Below are 19654 nucleotides of genomic sequence, written 5' to 3' on the forward strand. Positions count from 1 at the left end.
CGCCATGGTCGAAGACTCCCCTGTCGTGCTGGACGGACAGTCCCTCGGCGCCGACGACGTGGTGCGCGTCGCGAGGTACCACGCCCCGGTGGCCTTGCACGCCGACGGACTCGAGCGCCTCGAAGCGTCGTGGCGCGCGAGCCAGCGCCTCGTGGTGCGACGGCAGGTCTACGGCCGCACGACCGGCGTCGGCGCGAACCGCGACCAGCTCGTCAGCACCGAGGGCTGGGCCGAGCACGGCCTGCGCCTGCTGCGCAGCCACGCGGGCGGCCTCGGCGGCATGCTCCCCGAGGAACAGGTGCGCGCCATGATGGTCGTGCGCCTCAACCAGCTGCTGGCGGGCGGCGCGGGCGTGCGCAGACCCGTGGCCGACGCGCTGCTGGCCGCGTTGAACGGCAGCTGCTACCCCGGCGTGCACGAGTACGGCGCGATCGGCACGGGCGACCTCACCGCGCTGGCCGAGACCGGCCTGACGCTGCTCGGCGAGCGCTACTGGCTCGGCTCCACGCAGACCCCGGACCCGATCGAGCTCGACTCGGGCGACGCGCTGGCGTTGATCAGCAGCAACGCCCTGACCATCGGCATGGCGGGCCTCGCCTGGCAGGACGCCCACCAGCTGCTCAAGGCCACCCACGTCGTGGCGGCGCTGTCGTTCCTCGCCGTGGACGGAGCCGTCGAGGCCTACGACGAACGCGTCCACCTCGGCCGACCGCACCCCGGCCAGGTGGCGGTGGCCACCGAGATGCGCCGCCTGCTGGCCGAGCCCTCCCGCCCGCCGGCCCGCATCCAGGACCCGTTCGGCTACCGGTGCTTCCCACAGATCCACGGCCCGGCCGTCGACGCCGCCACCGACCTCGGCCGCGTGCTGGACGTCGAGTTCAACGCCGCCGCCGAGAACCCGCTGATCGTCGCGGACTTCTTCGGCCCGGAGGACGACGCCGCCTACCACCACGGCGCCTTCCACAGCGCGTACCTCGGACAGGCCCTCGACCGGTTGCGGCTGTCGATGCTGCACACCGGCCACCTGTCGACCGCCCGCCTCGCCACCCTGGTCGAGCCGAGCTTCACGGGCCTGCGCCCGTTCCTCGCCGAGGGCGTGCCCGGCAGTTCGGGCGTGATGATCCTGGAGTACAGCGCCAACTCCGCGCTGGCCGAGGTCCGCACCCTCGCCGAGCCCGCCTCGATCGGCAACGCCGTGGTGTCGCGCGGCCAGGAGGAGAACTCCAGCTTCGCCTTCCAGTCGGCTTCGCAGGCCTTGCGTTCCATGAGCGCGTTCCGGCTGGTGCTGGCGTGCGAGATCGTGGCGGCCGTGCGCGCGTTGCGGTTGCGCGGGGTTCGCCCGGAGACGCCCGCGTTGCTGGCCGCCTTCGAGATGGCCGAGTCCAAGCTCAACCCGGACATGTCCGACCGGCAGCTCAGCCCGGACGTCGAGGTCGCGTCCGGCCTCTTGGACGAATTCGCGGCCTGCTAACGCCTCGGATGTGATGATCGTTCTCATGGGTCTGCTCGCTCACGACGAAATCGGCACCGGCGCGCCACTGCTGGTCGTGCCGGGAGGTCCGCTGCTCGCCCCGTCCTACCTGGGCGACCTCGGCGGGATCCCCGCGCGGATGCACCTGCTGCACCTGCGCGGCACCGGCAGGTCCGGCCCCGCCGACGCGGCGGACCTGCGGTTCGACCTGCACGTCGACGACGTCGAGGCCTACCGCGAGCACGCCGGGCTCGACCAGGTGGACGTGCTGGCGCACTCCGCGGGCACCGCGATCGCCGTGCGGTACGCCCTCCGCCACCCGGACCGCGTGCGGCGCCTCGCGCTCATCACGCCGAGCCTGCGGTCGCTGGGGTTCGCCCCGGACGTGACGTCGTTGCGCGCCTCGGCCGAAGCTCGATCCGGCGAAGAGTGGTACCCGGCGGTCAAGGACGCGCTCGAGGCCGTGCTGGGTGGCAGCTTCAGCGCCGCGGACTGGGCTGCTTTGTCTCCCTTCTACTACGGGCGCTGGGACGAGGTGGCGCAGGAGCACGCCCGCGCGTCGGACGCCATGCGGCTGCCCGACGCGCCGGCCGCCTACTACGCGGCCGGGGCACCGGTCGCCACGGCGGAAGAGCTGGCGGGAATGGACTTCCCGGTGTTGCTGATGGCAGGCGGGGTGGACCCGTTGCCCTCGCCCGCGGCGGTGGCGGAGGCGGCCCGGCTGTTCCCGCACGCGACAGTGGTGGTGCAGCCCGGAGCGGGGCACTACCCGTGGCTCGACGACGCGGAGTTCTTCCGGAACGCCGTCGCGGACTTCCTGGCGGGCTGACCGGGCTGCGCCGCCATCCCCGGTACGGCGCAACCCGGCTCGATCTCCTAGCCGCCCGCCACCGACGGGAGGATCTGGATCTCCGCGCCCGCCGGCAACGGCGTCGCGGGGCCGGCGAGGCGACGGCACTCCTCGCCGTTGACGTAGAAGTTCACGTAGCGGCGTAAAGCCGCGCGCTCGTCGCGCAGCCGCCGGTCCAGGCCCGGATAGGTGTCGGCGAGGACGTCCAGCGCCGCGCCGAGAGTGGCGGGTTCCGGCACGTCCACGTCCAGGTGAGAGGCGCCGTCGGTCGCGGTGCGCAGGACGCCGGGGATCAGCACTGTCACCTTCACGCCGGGATCACCGCTGCCCGCACCGACATCACGTCCGGCAGGTGGGCCGCCATTTGGTGCCACGTCTCGCCCTCGTCCGGGCTCGCGTAGACCTCGCCGGAGCGCGAGCCGAAGTAGACACCGGGAACAGCCTCCGTGTCGGTGCACATCGCGTCACGCATCACGGCGGTCCAGAAGTTGTCCGGCAGACCGGAGCCCAAGGCCTCCCAGGACGCGCCTGCGTCGCGCGAGCGGTAGACACGGCACTTGCCCTCGGGCGGGAAGCGGCGGCCGTCCGCCTCGATCGGGAACGTGAAGATCGTGTCCGGGTCGTGCGGGTGGACGACCATCGAGAAGCCGAAGTCGGTCGGCAGGCCCTCGGCGATCGACTGCCAGGTGTCTCCCCCGTCGTCGCTGCGGTACACGCCGTGGTGGTTCTGGGCGTAGAACCGGGAGGGCGACGCGGGGTGCTGCGCGACCTTGTGCACGCACTGGCCGAACTCCGGCCACGGGTCCGGGAAGAAGTAGGCCTTGATGCCCTTGTTGCGGGCCTCCCAGGACTTGCCGCCGTCGGCCGTGCGGTAGACGCCGCCGGTCGACATCGCGACCAGCACGCGATCGGGGTCGACCGGGTCGGGCACGATCGTGTGCACCGCCTGGCCGCCGAAGCCCGCGGACCACTCCGGGCGGTGCGGGTGGTTCCAGAGCCCCTCGACGAACTCGAACGAGCGGCCTCCGTCCGACGACTTGAACAACGCCGACGGTTGGGTGCCCGCGTACACCACACCCGGTTGCGAGGCCGGGGCCGGCTGGAGTTGCCACACGCGTTCGAGAGCGGCGTCCTCCACCGGGAACGAGATCGGCGGCGAGGAGGATTCCTCCCACGTGGCACCGAGATCGTCCGAAATGGACACACCGGGACCGAAGTGCGGCGAGGCGACACCGGCCAGCAGACGCACGCCGGAACGGGTGTCGAAGGCGACCGCGTACACCTCCTGCATCGCGTGATGCGGGCCGTCGAGCTGCCACGAGACCCGATCCTCGCTGCGGGCGAGCCACAGCCCCTTGCGCGTACCGATCGCCACCACCACCGTCATCGCAACGCAGCCTCCCACCAGAAGAATGTGATGCGGAGCACGCTACGCCTGGGGTCCGACAATTTCTGAGCGGAGGAGAAACCCCACGTAGACCCACAAGTTACTCACTGGTAGCGTCCGAAGCACAGACAAGGAGGCGCCACGTGCTGCTCGACCCGAACCACTACGACCCCGCCCACCTCGACGACGAGACCCGCCGCCTGCTCAGGGCCACGGTCGACTGGTTCGAGGCCCGCGGCAAGCGGCAGCTGATCGCCGACGCGCAGGACAAGGTCTGGTACGCCGAGTTCCTGGACTTCGTGAAGCAGCAGAAGCTCTTCGCCACCTTCTGCACCCCGCAGTCGGTCGACGGCACCAAGCGCTGGGACGCCGCCCGCAACGCCGCCTTCAGCGAGGTGCTCGGCTTCTACGGCCTGCAGTACTGGTACGCCTGGCAGGTCACGGTGCTCGGCCTCGGCCCCATCTGGATGAGCGCGAACGAGGAAGCGAAGCAGAAGGCGGCAGCCCTCCTCGACAGCGGCGCGGTCTTCGCGTTCGGCCTGTCAGAGAAGGAACACGGCGCCGACGTCTACAGCACCGACATGATCGTCACCAAGACCGACGACGGTTACCGGGCCAACGGCAGCAAGTACTACATCGGCAACGGCAACGTCGCCGGCATGGTCAGCGTCTTCGGCAAGGAAGGCGACGACTACGTCTTCTTCGCCGTCGACAGCCAGCACGAGAACTTCAAGCTCATCAAGAACGTCGTCGACAGCCAGATGTTCGTCAGCGAGTTCCGCCTCGACGACTACCCGCTGACCGACAAGGACATCCTGCACCGCGGCCAAGACGCCTTCTCCGCCGCGCTGAACACCGTCAACGTCGGCAAGTTCAACCTCTGCACGGCGAGCATCGGCATCTGCGAGCACTCCTTCTACGAGGCGATCACCCACGCCCACAACCGGATCCTCTACGGCAACCCGGTCACGGACTTCCCGCACGTCCGCCAGAACTTCGTCGACGCCTACGCGCGCCTCACCGCGATGAAGCTCTTCGCGGACCGCAGCGTCGACTACTTCCGCACCGCGAACGACGACGACCGCCGCTACCTCCTCTTCAACCCCATCACCAAGATGAAGGTCACGAGCGAGGGCGAGAACGTCATCGACCTGCTCTGGGACGTCATCGCCGCCAAGGGCTTCGAGAAGGACACCTACTTCACCCGCGCCACCGCCGACATCCGCGCGCTGCCCAAGCTCGAAGGCACCGTGCACGTCAACCTGGCCCTGGTGCTGAAGTTCATGCCGAACTACCTCTTCAACCCCAAGCAGTACGACGAGGTCCCATCCGTCCACGAGCCCAAGGACGACGACTTCTTCTGGCACCAGGGCCCCGCGCGCGGCCTCGGCAAGATCCAGTTCCACGACTGGGAGCCGATCTACACCGAGCACGCCCACCTGCCCAACGTGCGGCTGTTCCACGAGCAGGCCAAGGCCATCAAGACCCTGCTCACCACGGCAGCGCCCGACGCGGACCAGCAGAAGGACCTCGACTTCCTGCTGAACCTCGGCCACCTCTTCACCCTGGTCGTCTACGGCCAGCTGGTCCTGGAACAGGCCAAGATCACCGGCACCGACGGCAACGTCCTCGACCAGATCTTCGACGTCCTGGTCCGCGACTTCGCCGGCTACGCGACCGCCCTGCACGGCAAGCCGAGCAGCACCGAGGCCCAGCAGCAGTGGGCACTCGCGCAGATCCGCAAGCCGCGCGTCGACCAGCAGCGGTTCGACGCCGTCTGGCAGCAGGTCGTGGCGCTCTCCGGCCAGTACGAGATGCGCCCCTGACAAACCCGATCAGGACACGAGGGGGCGAAGCCGACAGGTTTCGCCCCCTTGACGTATCGGTTACACAAACGTTTTCATGAAGCGCCGCCGCCCTCCCGAGCCACAAGGAGCGCGTGCACGTGGATCACCGCAGATGGCGCACAGCCGCGCTGGCCGCACTAGTCGCCGCCGGCACCCTCATCGCACCCCAGGCACAGGCCGCCGAGAAGCCCGAACTGGCCCTGACCCCGCCGATGGGCTTCAACAACTGGAACAGCACGCACTGCCGCAACGACTTCAACGAAGAGATGGTCAAGGGCATCGCCGACATCTTCGTGAACAAGGGCCTGAAAGACGCCGGCTACGAGTACGTCAACATCGACGACTGCTGGGCCCTCCCCGAGCGCAACGCCGAAGGCGACCTCGTCCCCCACCCGACGAGATTCCCCAACGGCATCAAGGCCGTCGCGGACTACGTGCACTCCAAGGGCCTCAAGTTCGGCATCTACACGAGCGCCGGCATCAAGACCTGCAACAAGGACGGCGGCTTCCCGGGCGGTCTCGGCCACGAGGAGCAGGACGCCAGGCTGTTCGCGAGCTGGGGCGTCGACTACCTCAAGTACGACAACTGCAACAACCAGAACGTCGACGCGAAGCTCCGCTACACCAAGATGCGCGACGCCCTGAACGCCACCGGCCGCAAGATCGTGTTCAGCCTCTGCGAGTGGGGCCAGAACAAGCCGTGGGAGTGGGCGAAGGACGTCGGCCACCTGTGGCGCACCACCGGCGACATCAGCGACAACTGGAACTCCATGGTGTCGATCGCCAAGCGCAACATGGAGCTCGCCGACTACGCGGGCCCCGGCCACTGGAACGACCCGGACATGCTGGAGGTCGGCAACGGCGGCATGTCGGACCTGGAGTACCGCAGCCACTTCAGCCTCTGGTCGATCATGGCCGCACCGCTGCTGATCGGCGCCGACCTGCGCAAGGTCACCCCGGAGACGTTCGAGATCCTGGAGAACCGCGAGGTCATCGCCGTCAACCAGGACAAGCTCGGCGTGCAGGGCAAGGTGATCCGCAACCAGGGCGGCAACTACGTCCTCGTGAAGCCGCTCAGCAACGGTGACAAGGCCGTGCTGCTGTTCAACGAGAACGACAGCGCCGCCAACATGTCCGTCACCGCGACGGAACTCGGCCTCGCCAAAGCCGGTGGCTACAAGGTCCGCGACCTCTGGACCAAGACCACCACGCACTCCGCCGACGAGATCAGCGCCGCCCTCCCGCCGCACGGCTCAGCGATGTTCCGCGTCAGCGCGGCGAACGACTGGTTCCTCTACCCGCCCGCCATCACCACCGCCGCCGACGGCGAGGTCCTCTACCCCGGCGCGCTCCCGATCGTGCAGCCCGGCAAGTCCGTCACCTACACGACGTCGGTGACCAACACCGGCCGCCTCCCGATCGCCCTGGTCCAGGCCACGCTGCAGGTCCCGCAGGGCTGGACCGCGAAGGCCACGACGTCGAGCTTCAGGGCGATCCTGCCCGGCCAGAAGTCCTTCAGGACCACCTGGCGGGTCGACGTCCCGGCGACCGCGCAAGCAGGCCGGTTCCCGATCAACGCGAGCTTCACCTTCCACAGCCCGCACGAGAACAACCCGGTGACCAGGCAGTACGCCGCCGAGGCACTGGTACCCGGCGCGGCCCCGAAGGGCGAGCTCTTCGTCAGCGACCTGAAGTGGCTGCGCAGTGCCAACGGCCACGGCCCCGTCGAGATCGACACCACCAACGGCGAGGCCAAGCAGGGTGACGGCGGCCCGATCAAGATCCGCGGCCAGGTGTTCGCCAAGGGCCTCGGCACCCACGCCCCGGCGCACATCGAGTACTACACCGGCGGCAACTGCTCGAAGGTCACCGCGACCATCGGCATCCAGGACAACAAGGTCAACCCGCTGAGCCTCGTGACCTACGAGGTGTGGGCCGACAACAAGAAGGTGTTCGACAGCGGCCCGGTCACCGGCACGGACCCGGCGAAGTCGTTGGAGGCCAACGTCTCCGGAGCGACGGTCACGCGGCTGATCGTCACCGACGGCGGCAACGGCAAGTCCTACGACCACGCGAACTGGGGTGACCTGAAGATCACCTGCTGAACATGAACGGCTCTTTCACGGACCTCAGGTCCACGAAAGAGCCGTTCATGGCTCTTCCTGGTAACGCTCCAAGGCCGCGATCATGAGTTCGAGACCGAACTCGAACTCGTGATCGTGGTCGTAGGTCCCCAGCTCGTCGACCACCTCTGCCGACAACGGGAACGCGGACATGTCGACCGATTCGTAGGGCGACAACGCGATCCCGCCCAGCTCCGGCGACGTCGCGACCTCCCTCATCAGCGTGCCCAGCAAGTAGGACACCATCGCCCGCATCATCCCGACGGCGACCTTGCCCCGGAAGCCGGCGCGCTCGATGTTCCGCAGCGCCGCCTCGATGGTCATGAACCCGGCCTGGCTGCTCAGCCGCCGCGTCGCCAGCATCACGAACGCACGGGGGTGCTGCCGCGCCAGCTCCCGCACCGCACGCGCGTGCGCCCGGATGTGATCACGCCAGTCGTCGCTGTCCACGCGGTACGGCCGCGCCTCGGCCATGATCCGCTCGGCCGCGAGATCCACCAGCACTGCCTTGTTCGGCACGTGGTTGTACAGCGACATTGTGCCCGCGCCCAGTTCTGCGGCCAGGCGCCTCATCGAGACGGCCTCCACGCCCTCGCGTTCGATCAACCGCACCGCCGCATCCACGATGCGGGCACGGGTCAGCGGTTCGCGTGAGGAGGACACTGGCGGAGACCATACGACGTGGAGTAGCTTCCCTGCGACGTACGGCGTACGTAGGAGGCTCGGCCGGCATGACCGAATCGAAGGCGCTCAGAGCGCTGCGCGAGGCGATCGTCCTGGAGCACATGGAATGCCAGAACGACTTCGACTTCGACACCTCCCTGAACACGTTTCCGCACCCGCGGTACGAGATCATGGCGTCCGGCCAGGTGCTCGACGGCGTGGACGAGGTTCGGGCGTACTGGCAGCGCACCCGCGAGACGTTCCCGGACCAGTGCAACAAGGTCATCGAGGTCCACCACGCCGATGACGCCGTGGTCGTCGAGTTCGAACTGTCGGGAACGCACCTGGGCAGCCTCCTCGGTGAACAACCGACGAACAAGACCTTCAAGGTGAGAATGGTCGGTTTCTTCATCTTCGAGAAGGACGTCCTGGTCTGCGAACGCGTCTACGGCGACACCACGACCGTCATGCAGCAGCTCGGCCTGCTCAACGCCCCCGACGAGTACGCGGGGCCGTACTAGAAAACCACCCGCACCTCGCCGACGACCTGGCCGCCTCCCAGCACCGGCACGGACAGGTGCTCCTTGGCCGGTGACACGTCGTAGCCCAGCGCCGCCAGTGCCGTGAGCCCGATCGCCGTGGTAGCACGAGGATTTCCGTCGAGCACCTTCACCGCGACCGCGTGCCCGGCCGCCGTCGCCAGCACCAGCACACCCTCCGCGCCGCCCTTGGCCACCACGCCCGGCAGCAGCTGCATCACCAGGGTGTTCACGTGCCCAGTTCCCCCGACGTACTCGGGAAACGCCCGCATCGCGTCGGCGACCGGCGTGCGCACCAGGCCCTGCATAGCGCGCGCCAAGCCGTGCAACGACAACCCGTACACGGGCGCACCACAACCGTCGACCGCCGTGTGCGCGACGGGCTCGCCGGAAAGTTGCTCCACCGTCCGCAACACCAGCTGCTGCAACGGATGCGTTGGCTCCAAATAGGTCTGGGTGGGCCACCGCGCCGCCACGCACGCCGCCAGCATCGCCGCGTGTTTGCCCGAACAGTTCATCCGCACCCGCGACGGCTCCGTCAGACGTTGCCGCGTCTCCTCGTCCTCCGGCCAGGAAGCCGGGCACCGCAACAACCCCACGGGCAGCCCGCCGAGCAGCTGCATCACCAGCTCGACGTGCCGGTTCTCCCCGGTGTGCGACCCGGCCGCGATCGCCAGCGCGGGACCGGCCAACGGAGCCCCGGCGGACAAGCAGGCGAGCGCCTGGAACGGTTTCATGCACGACCGCGGCAGCACCGGATCCCCCACCGCCCCAATGGACACGCCGGTCTCACCGGACGGCAGCAGGCCGACGACCGAGCCGTGGTGCAGGCTCTCCACGAACCCGTTGCGCGTGACCTCAGCGAGCAGTTCGGGCACGACCAGCCTCCAGCCGGTGGGCCAGCCTCGACAACGCCAGGTTGACCACCAAGTAGATGAACGCCACGACGATGAAGGTCTGGATCAGCAGACCGTTGTAGTTCGCGAGCACCCGCCCGTTGAACAACAACTCCGCGTACGACACGACATATCCCAGCGAGGTGTCCTTCAACAGGCTGACAGCCTGCGTCACGAGCAACGGCGTCATGTGCCGCACGGCCTGTGGCAGCACCACGAACCGCGTCACCACCCCGTCCGGCATGCCGAGCGACAACCCCGCCTCGCGCTGACCTGGATCGACCGATGAAACCCCCGCCCGGAAGATCACCGCGCAGGAAGCCGCGTGCGACAACGCCAGCGGCACCACGAGCTTCCAGAACAGCGGCAGGTTCACGCCGAACGACGGCAGCACGAACAGCATCACGTACACCAGCAGCAGCACCGGAACAGTGCGCATGACCTCGGCGTAGGCGCGGGTGAACCGGTTGGGCCGCAACGCGAGCAGCAACCCACCCGCCATCGCCAGCACCCCCGTCGCGAACGCCGCCACCACCGTCGACCACAGGCCCCCGAGCAGATAACGCCAGACGGGCCAGGTCAGATACGGCCTCCACCGAACTGGGTCCAGCTGTCCGTTCGAGGCGAACTGCCGCAGCCCCGACGCCACCAGGCCGGCGAGCACCAGCGCGGACACCACCGAGACCCAGAAGACCCGGCGCCGGAAACGGGGTCCAGGAGCGTCGAACATCAGGCCAGCCGCCGTTCCAGCACCCGCGCGCCGAACCCGATCCCCGCGGCCAGCACCAGATAGCAGAGCCCGACCCCGGTGAAGACCAGCAACGGCTGGGCCAGCTCCAGGTTGATCCGTTGCGCCGCACGGGTCATGTCCACGACACCGACGACACCGGCCAGCGCGGTGGCCATGGTCAGGGCGATCGCGATGTTCGCCAACGGCTGCACAACGCGCCTCGAAGCCTGCGGCAGGACCACGTGCCGCAACGACTGCCCGAACGACAGCCCCAACGCCCGTGCGGCCTCACCCTGGCCCGCTGCCACGGAGTTGACCCCCGACCGCAGCGCTTCCGCCACGAAAGCTGCCTCGTACAGCGCGATCGCCGTGAAAGCCGTCCAGAACAACGGCATCTTCACGCCCACCTCGGGCAGCCCGAACACGAACAGCACCAGCCACGCGAGCAACGGGATGTTCCGCCACACCTCGACGTAGACCGCGCCGACGCCCCGCAGCAGCGGCACCGGCACGATCCGCAGCACCGCGACGACGAGCCCCACGACCAGCGCTGCGGCGAACGACAGCAGGGTCAGCGCGACGGTGTTCAGAAAGCCTTCGAGGACCAGGCTCATGAGGCGATCGCGGGTGGCGACGGGGCGTCGCCGGTGACCACGGTGCCGATCGTCTGCTTCCAGACGTCCTGCCACAGCCCGGACTTCCCGATCTCGCGCAGCCAGTCGTCGACGAACCGCTGGAACTCCGCGTCGCCGTGCTTGATGCCGATGCCGTACGGGTCCTCGGTGAACGGCTCGCCGACCAGCTGCAGCTCGCTGTCCTTCGACGCGTCGGCCACGAGAATCGCCTGGTCCTGCACGTAAGCCTCGCCCCGGCCCTGCTTCAACGCGGTCAGGCACTCGGGATCCGAGCCGAACTCGACGATGTTCGCGGTCGGAGCCACGTCCTGCACCGCTTTCACACCGGGGGTGTTCGCGCCGACGATCACCGTCTTCCCCGCCAGGTCGGCGGGTTTGGTGATACCGGCCGTGCCCTTGCGCACCGCGATGGACTGGCCGGACCGGTAGTACGGCCCGGCGAACGCCACCCGTTCCCGGCGGGCCGGCGTGATCGTGTAGGTCTGGATGATCACGTCGACGGTCCCGTTGGCCAGCAACGGTTCGCGCGTCTCCGAGGTGGCGCTCAGCAGCTCCGTCGACGGCTCGCCGACGAGGTACTTCGCCAGCAGCTTGCCGAGGTAGGCGTCGAACCCGGTGAGCTCACCGCTGATCGGGTCGAGCTGCGAGAGCAACGGGGCGTCCTGGGAGCCGCCGATGAGCAGCTTGCCGCGCTTGCGGATGCGGTCCACCGCCGAGCCAGGTGTGACCTGACCTGTGTAAACGGGCGCTTTGGCGAGCAGCGCGCCGATCTTGCCGCCGCCGGGAACCGCGTTCTCACCAGCAGAGCACCCGGCCACGAAGAGCAACAGCGCTGCTACGAACAGTCTCCCCATGCGCCCGAAGCTACTGATCGCGATCAATCGGGCACAAGATACGACAAAGCCGCTTGTCCAATAGTGGACAGGCGGCTTGTCTTGATCAGATGTGCTGACCAGTCAGACTCAGACGGCGCGAACGCCCTGGGCCTGCGGGCCCTTCTGGCCCTGACCGATCTCGAACTCGACCCGCTGGTTCTCCTCGAGCGACTTGTAGCCGTTCGCCTGGATCTCCGAGTAGTGGACGAACACGTCGGCGCCACCGTTGTCGGGGGAGATGAAGCCGAAGCCCTTCTCCGCGTTGAACCACTTGACGGTGCCCTGTACTGCCATCTTGCTACTTCTCCTCTAACAGGTGCCGGATCGCGCTCGCGACCACCGGGTCAAGCCGACGAGCGGCGTTCTCTCCGGAACCTGGAGACACCACACGCTCACCAACTTCGCTTCCGCGAGCGTGGGACACGAACACGAAAACGTACGACCATAGACAGTCAACCACGACGCCCCGCTCGCAGTCGAGCACTCGATCTCACTGCTATCGTGAGACCCCAAATGAGCACGCGGAGGTACTCGTGCCCGAGCAGCCGTCGATCTCCATCACCGTCTCGATCGCGCCGCACGTCGCCCACGGCCTGCACACACTCGTCCAGAAGATCTTGCGCGAAGCCACCCCCTCGCCGGGGCCGAAGGACGACCGCGGGGCTCGCAAGAAGTTCGTCAACAAGACCGAAGGCGTCGTGAACGGCACCGTGTTCCAGATCGGGAACGTCGAGGGCGGCATCCACCACCACGGCAACCGGTAACCTGGAGGGTCGTTGACCCAGGGGGCCGTGCTTGACCGGCAGCGAACGACTGCTCTTCTTCTTCGTCGGCTTGGTGACCACGTTCGTGTTCATCCGCATCAGCGTGCGGTTGATCAGGGCGAAGGTGCGCTGGTGGCCGCGCAACATCGTGCACGGCGACACGCACGTGCACCACGTCGTGTTCGGCACTGTGCTGCTGCTGTTGTCGAGCGTCACCAACCTGGTGATCCCCGACGACCTGCACGGCGCGCGCCTGGCGGCCGCGGCGGGCCTGGGCGTGGGCGCGGCACTCGTGCTGGACGAGTTCGCGCTGATCCTGCACCTGCGGGACGTCTACTGGATGAAGGCCGGGCGGCTGTCCGTTGACGCGGTTTTCCTCGCCATCGGCCTGACCGGCACGTTCCTGCTCGGCGCGCGCCCCCTCGGCTACGACGAGGTGCTGCAGCTCAACCCGGAGACGACGCCGAGCGAGCCGTTCACGCTGAGGCTGCTCGCGATCGGGGTGAACCTGTGCTTCGCGATCGTGGCGCTGCTCAAGGGAAAGATCTGGACCGGGCTGCTCGGCCTGCTGGTCCCGGTGGTGCCCGCCGTGGGCGCCGTGCGGCTGGCCCGGCCGGGTTCGCCGTGGGCACGCTGGCGTTATCCCGAGGGCTCGCGCAAGCTCACGCGGGCATACCGCAGGGAGGCGCGGATCCGGCAGCCGATCATCCGCGCCAAGATCGCGGTGCAGGAGTTCATCTCGGGACGTCACGACCTGCCGGATCACGACAGGCCGTGACGGGATCTGGTCACCCTCCGAGAATGTCCTGCTGAGCGCACGCCTGGGCGAGGTCGCCCGCGCACAGTTCCTGCGGCTTGACGATGCCCTCGGTCACGAGCGTCCGCACCGAGTCCTTCTTGATCAACGTCGCGCCGAGCAGCACCGACTTGATGTCGCGCCGCGCGACCGGATCACGCAGGTTGCCGGTGGCGAGGTCGTCCGCACCGTCGAGGTCACCGCGGGCGACCGCGATGGCGAGCCTGGCCGCCGCTTCCGCCTCGTCGCGCACCGGCTTGTAGACGGTGACGCACTGGTCGCCGCGCAGCACGGCCCGCAGACCGTCCACAGTGGCGTCCTGCCCGGTGACCGGGACCTTGCCCGCGAGGTTCTTCTTCTTGAGCACCCCGATGACCGCGCCGGCCAGACCGTCGTTGGCCGCGACCACGCCGTCGACCTTGCCCGCGTTGTCGTTGAGGATCTGCTCGAACAGCTGGCCGCCGAGCTCGTTGTTCCAGTCGGCCACCGGCTGCGACTTCACGAGCTTCAGCGCGCCGCTGTCGTACTTGGACGACAGCCGCGACTTCTGGCCCTGCGTGAACAGCGTGGCGTTGTGGTCGGTCGGCGCGCCCTCGATCTCGATGATCTGGGCGCCCGGCTTGTTGCCGAGGCAGTCCATCAGACCGTCGGCCTGGAGCTGGCCGACGTTCACGCTGTCGAAGCCGACGTGGTACTCCGCCTGACCGCCGAGCGTCACCCGGTCGTAGTCGATGACCGGGATGTTCGCGGCTTTCGCCTTCTTCTGGACCGCGAGCCCGCCCGCCGCCGACAACGGCGTGATCATCAGGACCTTCACCTTGCGGCGGATCATCTCGTCGGCGATCTGGGCGAACTTCGCCTCGTCGCCCTCCGCGTTCTCCATGAACGGTTCGATGTCCGCGTAGTTGAACGCCTGCGTGAGCAGGGGCCGATCTTGTTCTTCCCAGCGCGTGGAAGTCGTTCGGTCGGGCAGGATTACCCCGACGATTGGTTTGGGGCCACGCGCGGGCAGCGTCGGAGAGCCCTGACCTGCGTCACCGCAGGCAGAGACAAGAAAGAGCAGGCACGCCGACGATGCCATTACCCGTCTTCGCATAAACGCGGAGTTCATCGCTTGAATGTTGTTAAGTCAAGATTTCTTCTCATAACATCACGCTCCGCTTCCGGCTGACTACAGTTCGATTCCGTACGAAAGGCGCTGATGCCTGGCGTAATTTCGTGTCAGTGTGTCCAGCTTGGGCGGCAATCGGGGGCCGCACCGTGTTGTTGGATCCAGCCCTGACCGGGTGTGAGGAGACAGCTAGGTGAGAACGCGCAGAACCGTGATGGCGGTGGCGGCAACGGTGTCGCTGATCGCAGCGGGTACTTCGGCGGCGGGGGCCGCGCCGGCCTCGTCCGCGGGCCAGCAGGACACCGAGTACACGGTCCTGATCGAGGACCCGGGCAACCGCGACTTCGCGATCGACGCCGTGCACAAGGCGGGCGGTGAGGTCGTCCGGGACAACAAGGCGATCGGCGTGCTGACCGTCAAGGCGCCAGCGAACGGGTTCGTGGAGCAGGTGTCCGCGTCGAAGGACATCGTCGGTGCCGCTCGGACGAAACCGATCGGTCACGCACCCGTCGCGAAGGCCGAGAAGGCCAAGCGCGACAACGTGGAGAAGGAGAACACCACCACCGAGGCCAAGAAGGCCCCTGCCGAGTCGAAGTCGACCGCCGGCATGGACCCGCTCGACGGCGACCTGTGGGGCCTGAACCTCGTCCGCTCGAACATCGCGCGGGCCAAGCAGGCCGGTGACAAGCGCGTGTACGTCGGCATTCTCGACACGGGTGTGGACGGCACGCACCCGGACATCGCGCCGAACTTCAACAACGAGCTCTCGCGCAACTTCACCGTCGACATCCCCAACGACTCCGACGGCGGCGAGTTCGACGGCCCCTGCGAGTTCCGCGGCTGCGTCGACCCGGCGAACTGGGACGACGGCGGCCACGGCACGCACGTCGCCGGCACCATCGGCGCCGCTGCCAACGGCTTCGGCATCTCCGGCGTCGCGCCGAACGTCTCGCTGGTGAACATCCGCGGCGGCCAGGACGCAGGCTCGTTCTTCCTGCAGCCCGTGGTCGACGCGCTCACCTACGGCGCCGACATCGGCCTGGACGTCATCAACATGTCGTTCTACGTCGACCCGTGGTACATGAACTGCATCAACGACTCCACGGCCACGGCTGAGGAGCAGCTGGAGCAGCGCACGATCATCGCGTCCGTGCAGCGCGCCCTGAACTACGCGCACCGCAAGGGCGTCACCCTGATCGGCGCCGGCGGCAACAACCACGAGGACCTGGGCAAGCCGCGCCAGGACACCGTGAGCCCGAACTACCCGCCGGGCCACAACCGCCCGCGTCCGGTCGACAACGCCACCTGCCTCAACCTGCCGACCGAGGGCAACCACGTCATCTCGGTCTCGTCTCTGGGCCCGTCGACCGCCAAGGCCGACTACTCGAACTACGGCCTGGAGCAGACCGCGATCTCCGCACCGGGCGGCTACTTCCGCGACGGCTTCGGCACGCCGTGGTACCGCACCAACGAGAACCTGATCCTGTCGACCTACCCGCGCAACGTCGCTCTCGCCGACGGCAACATCGACGCGGCCGGCAACATCACCCCGGCCGGACTCGCGGCGGGCGTGAAGAAGGAAGTCCAGGGCGACAAGGTCGGCTACTACCAGTTCCTGCAGGGCACCTCGATGGCCGCCCCGCACGCCACTGGTGTCGCCGCGCTGATCGTCAGCCAGTACGGCAAGAAGGACAAGGGCCGCCCCGGTCTGACCATGGACCCGGACAAGGTCGAGAAGGTGCTCTACAAGACCGCCATCCAGCGGGCTTGCCCGAACCCGCGCACCGTCTCGTACGTGAACGTGGGCCGCACGCCGGAGTTCGACGCCACCTGCGAGGGTGACTCGAAGTTCAACGGCTTCTACGGTCACGGCATCGTGGACGCCTACGGCGCCGTCACTCGTGGCGGCCAGTTCCTGTAAGTCCTCTTAGGATGCCAAAGGGCTCCCGGCCAGCACGGCCGGGAGCCTTTTGCTTGCGACGAAAGTGGTTCGGGGCGAACACCTTCGCCGAGATCCTCCGCTGCCGGCTTGACCGTGCCGTAACAGCGGGGTTTCGACCGGGTTCCGCCCGCCCCCTTGTCGTGCAACCGCTCCCACGCTACGGTCCTCCCTGCGTCGCCGCCGATCCCTGCATCGGACGGAGCGACATGAAGACGTTTACACGCGCTGCCGCAACACTTCTCTGCGCGGCCGCACTGATCACCCCCGCCACCGCCCAGGCCGCGGACCTGAACGACCCGCGCCTCAAGGACATCGCCATGCAGCTGGTGTCCAGCGCGGAGAACTCCTCATTGGACTGGCGCGCCCAGTTCGGCTACATCGAGGACATCGACGACGGCCGCGGCTACACCGCGGGCATCATCGGCTTCTGCAGCGGCACCGGCGACATGCTCGACCTGGTCCGCCTCTACCGCGACTGGAAGCCGGGCAACGTCCTGCAGCAGTACCTCCCCGCACTGGAGCGCGTCAACGGCACGCCGTCCCACGACGGCCTCGACCCGAATTTCCAGCACGACTGGGAGACCGCGGCGCAGGACGGCACGTTCCAGAGCGCGCAGGAGCACGAACGCGACCGCGTCTACTTCAACCCGGCCGTCACCCGCGCCAAGCAGGACGGTGTGCAGGCGCTGGGCCAGTTCATCTACTACGACGCGATCGTCATGCACGGCGACGGCTGGGGTGACCTGGACTTCTCGTCCATCCGGCAACGCGCGCTCAACTCCGGCGCCCGCCCACCCGCGCAGGGCGGCGACGAGCGGCAGTGGCTGCACGCGTTCCTGGACGCACGCGTCTGGACGATGAAGCAGGAACCCGCCCACGAGGACACCAGCCGGGTCGACACGGCCCAGCGCAGGTTCCTGAACGAGGGCAAGTTGAACCTTCAGACACCTCTCCAGTGGCACGTCTACGGCCAGTACTTCGAGATCCGCTAGACCAGTTTCCGGCGGAAACGTTTGCAGGGCACTCGTTTCCGCCGGAATGCCCCACCTTGCGACCATATGTCCGTTTCGCGAAATAGTAAACCCTCTTGCCAATAAAGGTATGGACCCCTTACCTTCGTCTACACGCCGCCCGGGACCCCAACATCCCTGCCCCGGAGGGAAATCCGTGAAAATCACTGGTCGCATCGCGGCCGCACTGCTGACGTGCGCCGCACTCTTCACCACGACGGTCGGCACCGCCTCGGCGGCCAACCTCGACGAACCGCGCCTCAAGGACATCGCGATGCAGATCGTGTCCAGCGCGGAGAACTCCTCTTTGGACTGGAAGTCGCAGTTCAGCTACATCGAGGACATCAAGGACGGCCGCGGTTACACGGCCGGCATCATCGGGTTCTGCAGTGGTACCGGTGACATGCTCGACCTGGTCGAGCTGTACAAGACGAAGAAGCCGGGCAACGTGCTGGAGAAGTACCTCCCCGCACTGCGCAAGGTGAACGGGACGTCCTCGCACTCCGGCCTGGACCCCAACTACACCAAGGACTGGAAGACCGCGGCCAAGGACTCCGTGTTCAAGGCGGCGCAGGAGTCCGAGCGCGACCGCGTGTACTTCAACCCGGCCGTGAAGCAGGGCAAGGCCGACGGCGTGCGCGCCCTGGGCCAGTTCGCCTACTACGACGCGATCGTCGTGCACGGTGACGGTGGCGACAAGACCAGCTTCAGCAACATCCGCAAGCGCGCGCTCGGCAAGGCCAAGCCGCCGTCACAGGGCGGCGACGAGAAGACCTGGCTCAACGCCTTCATGGACGCCCGCGTGTGGGCCATGAAGCAGGAAGCGGCCCACGAGGACGTCTCCCGCATCGAGACCGCGCAGCGCGTGTGGCTCAAGGCCGGCAACTTCGACCTGAAGACGCCGCTGAAGTGGAAGGTCTACGGCGACAGCTACACGATCAACTAGCTGATCGGCTGACACAGACGGAAGAGGGGCGCTCCGAGCGGGGCGCCCCTCTTCCTTTCCAGCCGATTCCAGTAACATGCGTTACCGATGAAAACGCTTGTGGCGCAACGGATTCTACCGACAGCACCAACAGCGACGCCGCCTGATGCGCACTCCGGTAACCCCTCTTGTCGGCAAAGGTCCAGGCCCCTTACCGTTGCCTCACTGCCGCCCGGGACACACCGACTTCTGGCCCCGGAGGAAATCCGTGAAACTCTCTGGTCGCATGGCGGCCGCGCTTCTCGCGTGCGTCGCACTGATCACCACGACCGCGTCCACGGCCCAAGCCGCCGACCTGGACGACCCGCGCCTCAAGGACATCGCGATGCAGATCGTGTCCAGCGCGGAAAACTCCACTTTGGACTGGAAGAGCCAGTTCGGCTACATCGAGGACATCGACGACGGCCGCGGCTACACAGCGGGCATCATCGGGTTCTGCAGCGGCACCGGCGACATGCTCGACCTGGTCGAGCTCTATCAGCAGCGCAAGCCGGGCAACGTGCTGGCGAAGTACCTCCCCGCACTGCGCAAGGTGAACGGTACCGACTCGCACTCCGGTCTCGACCCCAACTACACCTCGGACTGGAAGACCGCGGCCAAGGACTCGGCGTTCAAGGCGGCACAGGAGTCCGAACGCGACCGGGTCTACTTCAACCCGGCCCTGAAGCAGGGCAAGGCCGACGGCGTGCGCGCCCTGGGCCAGTTCGCCTATTACGACGCGATCGTCATGCACGGCGACGGTGGCGACCGGCTGAGCTTCTCCAGCATCCGCAAGCGCGCGCTGGGCAAGGCCAAGCCGCCGTCGCAGGGCGGCAACGAGACGACGTGGCTCAACGCCTTCATGGACGCCCGCGTGTGGGCCATGAAGCAGGAGCCCGAGCACGAGAACACCACTCGGGTCGACACGGCGCAGCGCGTGTGGCTCAAGGCGGGCAACTTCGACCTGAAGACACCGCTGAAGTGGAAGGTCTACGGCCAGAGCTTCGAGATCAAGTAGCCCGACTGGCGTCTGCAAGTACTACCAACGAAC

Annotated in this window: 20 protein-coding genes; 11 read left to right on the top strand and 9 right to left on the bottom strand. The window is 67.6% G+C overall.

Annotated elements, in window-relative coordinates; all coding sequences use genetic code 11:
• Positions 1-4: 4 nt before the first annotated feature.
• Together ABZX92_RS18640 and ABZX92_RS18645 are read left to right on the top strand one after the other, a co-directional pair.
• Positions 5-1471 carry an aromatic amino acid ammonia-lyase gene (locus ABZX92_RS18640; protein ID WP_355560484.1) on the top strand — a complete coding sequence of 489 codons (1467 nt, stop codon included), beginning with the start codon at positions 5-7 and terminating at the stop codon, positions 1469-1471.
• A gap of 25 nt (positions 1472-1496) precedes the next feature.
• The gene (locus ABZX92_RS18645) at positions 1497-2300 is read left to right on the top strand and encodes an alpha/beta hydrolase (protein WP_355560487.1); all 804 of its coding nucleotides are present in this window, start codon (positions 1497-1499) and stop codon (positions 2298-2300) included.
• A 47-nt stretch (positions 2301-2347) separates the two neighbouring features.
• Here ABZX92_RS18645 and ABZX92_RS18650 read toward each other — a convergent pair whose 3' ends face one another.
• On the bottom strand, positions 2348-2632 hold the full coding sequence (locus ABZX92_RS18650; RefSeq protein WP_355560490.1) for a MoaD/ThiS family protein: 285 nt from the start codon (positions 2630-2632) through the stop codon (positions 2348-2350).
• Positions 2629-3708 (bottom strand): exo-alpha-sialidase, encoded by a 1080-nt coding sequence (locus ABZX92_RS18655; RefSeq protein ID WP_355560493.1) that lies wholly within the window; start codon positions 3706-3708, stop codon positions 2629-2631. Before ABZX92_RS18655 ends, ABZX92_RS18650 begins: the two co-directional genes overlap by 4 nt.
• Before the next feature lie 143 nt (positions 3709-3851).
• On the opposite strand from ABZX92_RS18655, the gene ABZX92_RS18660 reads away from it, so the two are divergent.
• On the top strand, positions 3852-5534 hold the full coding sequence (locus ABZX92_RS18660) for an acyl-CoA dehydrogenase (protein ID WP_355560496.1): 1683 nt from the start codon (positions 3852-3854) through the stop codon (positions 5532-5534).
• A 119-nt stretch (positions 5535-5653) separates the two neighbouring features.
• Positions 5654-7660 carry an NPCBM/NEW2 domain-containing protein gene (locus ABZX92_RS18665; RefSeq protein WP_355560499.1) on the top strand — a complete coding sequence of 669 codons (2007 nt, stop codon included), beginning with the start codon at positions 5654-5656 and terminating at the stop codon, positions 7658-7660.
• 45 nt (positions 7661-7705) lie between these two features.
• Here ABZX92_RS18665 and ABZX92_RS18670 read toward each other — a convergent pair whose 3' ends face one another.
• Entirely contained in the window at positions 7706-8341 is a 636-nt protein-coding gene (locus ABZX92_RS18670) for a TetR/AcrR family transcriptional regulator C-terminal domain-containing protein (protein WP_355560502.1), read from the bottom strand.
• Between the two features lie 68 nt (positions 8342-8409).
• Between ABZX92_RS18670 and ABZX92_RS18675 the strand changes: the two genes are divergently transcribed.
• Positions 8410-8862, top strand: a complete 453-nt coding sequence (locus ABZX92_RS18675; protein WP_355560505.1) for an ester cyclase — start codon at positions 8410-8412, stop codon at positions 8860-8862.
• Here ABZX92_RS18675 and ABZX92_RS18680 read toward each other — a convergent pair.
• From ABZX92_RS18680 to ABZX92_RS18700, 5 genes are all read right to left on the bottom strand, one after another.
• The gene (locus ABZX92_RS18680; protein WP_355560508.1) at positions 8859-9758 is read right to left on the bottom strand and encodes an asparaginase; all 900 of its coding nucleotides are present in this window, start codon (positions 9756-9758) and stop codon (positions 8859-8861) included. The two genes, ABZX92_RS18675 and ABZX92_RS18680, sit on opposite strands and share 4 nt — an antisense overlap.
• Positions 9739-10506: an amino acid ABC transporter permease gene (locus ABZX92_RS18685; RefSeq protein ID WP_355560511.1), complete on the bottom strand. Its 768-nt coding sequence runs from the start codon at positions 10504-10506 to the stop codon at positions 9739-9741. The genes ABZX92_RS18680 and ABZX92_RS18685 overlap by 20 nt, the downstream gene beginning before the upstream one ends.
• Positions 10506-11120, bottom strand: a complete 615-nt coding sequence (locus ABZX92_RS18690) for an amino acid ABC transporter permease (RefSeq protein ID WP_355560514.1) — start codon at positions 11118-11120, stop codon at positions 10506-10508. The genes ABZX92_RS18685 and ABZX92_RS18690 overlap by 1 nt, the downstream gene beginning before the upstream one ends.
• Entirely contained in the window at positions 11117-11995 is an 879-nt protein-coding gene (locus tag ABZX92_RS18695; RefSeq protein WP_355560517.1) for a glutamate ABC transporter substrate-binding protein, read from the bottom strand. Before ABZX92_RS18695 ends, ABZX92_RS18690 begins: the two co-directional genes overlap by 4 nt.
• A gap of 108 nt (positions 11996-12103) precedes the next feature.
• A complete protein-coding gene (locus ABZX92_RS18700; protein WP_045310925.1) occupies positions 12104-12310 on the bottom strand; it encodes a cold-shock protein in 207 nt (68 codons plus the stop codon).
• Between the two features lie 239 nt (positions 12311-12549).
• On the opposite strand from ABZX92_RS18700, the gene ABZX92_RS18705 reads away from it, so the two are divergent.
• Both ABZX92_RS18705 and ABZX92_RS18710 read left to right on the top strand, forming a co-directional pair.
• Positions 12550-12780: a hypothetical protein gene (locus ABZX92_RS18705; RefSeq protein ID WP_355560520.1), complete on the top strand. Its 231-nt coding sequence runs from the start codon at positions 12550-12552 to the stop codon at positions 12778-12780.
• A gap of 31 nt (positions 12781-12811) precedes the next feature.
• On the top strand, positions 12812-13558 hold the full coding sequence (locus ABZX92_RS18710; protein WP_355560523.1) for a hypothetical protein: 747 nt from the start codon (positions 12812-12814) through the stop codon (positions 13556-13558).
• 10 nt (positions 13559-13568) lie between these two features.
• Here the strand turns inward: ABZX92_RS18710 and ABZX92_RS18715 are convergent, their stop codons facing one another.
• Complete coding sequence (locus tag ABZX92_RS18715) at positions 13569-14687, bottom strand: substrate-binding domain-containing protein (RefSeq protein WP_355560526.1); 1119 nt, start codon at positions 14685-14687, stop codon at positions 13569-13571.
• 214 nt (positions 14688-14901) lie between these two features.
• Here ABZX92_RS18715 and ABZX92_RS18720 point away from each other — a divergent pair, with 214 nt between their 5' ends.
• The 4 genes from ABZX92_RS18720 to ABZX92_RS18735 all read left to right on the top strand — a co-directional run bounded on the left by ABZX92_RS18720 (position 14902) and on the right by ABZX92_RS18735 (position 19621).
• Positions 14902-16608, top strand: a complete 1707-nt coding sequence (locus ABZX92_RS18720; RefSeq protein WP_355560538.1) for a S8 family serine peptidase — start codon at positions 14902-14904, stop codon at positions 16606-16608.
• 227 nt (positions 16609-16835) lie between these two features.
• Positions 16836-17621, top strand: coding sequence for a chitosanase (locus ABZX92_RS18725; RefSeq protein ID WP_355560529.1), 786 nt, complete (start codon positions 16836-16838; stop codon positions 17619-17621).
• Positions 17622-17730: 109 nt separating this feature from the next.
• Positions 17731-18585: a chitosanase gene (locus ABZX92_RS18730; protein ID WP_355560532.1), complete on the top strand. Its 855-nt coding sequence runs from the start codon at positions 17731-17733 to the stop codon at positions 18583-18585.
• A 265-nt stretch (positions 18586-18850) separates the two neighbouring features.
• Complete coding sequence (locus tag ABZX92_RS18735) at positions 18851-19621, top strand: chitosanase (protein ID WP_355560541.1); 771 nt, start codon at positions 18851-18853, stop codon at positions 19619-19621.
• Positions 19622-19654: the final 33 nt, after the last annotated feature.

Origin of the sequence: Lentzea sp. NPDC006480 (genome assembly GCF_040611995.1) — a bacterium.
In the GTDB taxonomy this organism is placed as follows: domain Bacteria; phylum Actinomycetota; class Actinomycetes; order Mycobacteriales; family Pseudonocardiaceae; genus Lentzea.